At 70.6% G+C, this 779-nt stretch carries 1 protein-coding gene; it reads left to right on the top strand.

All coding sequences use genetic code 11. The annotated features are described in order from the left end of the window. Positions 1 to 201: 201 nt before the first annotated feature. Positions 202 to 779, top strand: a 578-nt coding sequence (locus ACDELDRAFT_RS23240) for an SDR family oxidoreductase (protein WP_005801806.1), incomplete at its 3' end; no start/stop codon positions are given.

Below are 779 nucleotides of genomic sequence, written 5' to 3'. Positions count from 1 at the left end.
CGCTGGCCGGCCTTGGCTCGTGCCGGGGGTGATGCTCCGCGCAGGGGCGCCTTCAAGGCAACGGTGCTGGCACACTCGGGGGTGGCTTGCACGCACCCGCGTGCTGGTGCAGCACGCGGCCGCGGCCCCTGGCGCACTGCTCCGCTGCGGCGACCATGCCGGCAAGCGCCAGCGGCCAACTCCCACCACCAGGAAGCAACCATGAAATCCACACTTGTCATCGGTGCATCGCGCGGTATCGGGCTTGAACTGGTGCGCCAGTACACCGAAGCCGGCCGCCGTGTGATCGCCACCGTGCGCGATGCGGCGGGCCGCGAGCGCGTGCAGTCGCTGGGCGCCGAGGCGCTGACCGTGGACGTGGCCAACCCCGCCAGCGTGAGCGCGCTGGCATGGCAGCTTGACGGCGAAAAGCTCGAGGCCGCTTGGTACGTGGCCGGTGTGATCCGTCGCCCCAATGCCCTCACGCCGCCCACGCAGCAGGATTTCGACGCCGTCATGCACACCAACGTGCTGGGCGCGATGCAGGCCATTCCGCAGGTGGCCCCGCTGGTGGCCGACGCGCAGGGCGTGTTTGCCTTCCTGTCTTCGTCCATGTCGCAGATCGGCAGCGTGCCCGGCAGCGACTCGTGGCTCTACCGCACCAGCAAAGCCGCGCTCAACATGGCCGTGGCTGCCGCGCAGCACGACTACCCCGGGGCCACGCTGGTCACCATCGACCCCGGCTGGGTGCAGACCGACATGGGCGGCGGGGGCGCAGCCCTCACGGTGCAGGACAGCGT

The organism is Acidovorax delafieldii 2AN (assembly GCF_000175235.1).
GTDB classification, from domain to species: Bacteria; Pseudomonadota; Gammaproteobacteria; order Burkholderiales; family Burkholderiaceae_C; genus Acidovorax; species Acidovorax delafieldii_B.
This window is presented reverse-complemented; position numbering and strand designations above follow the sequence as displayed.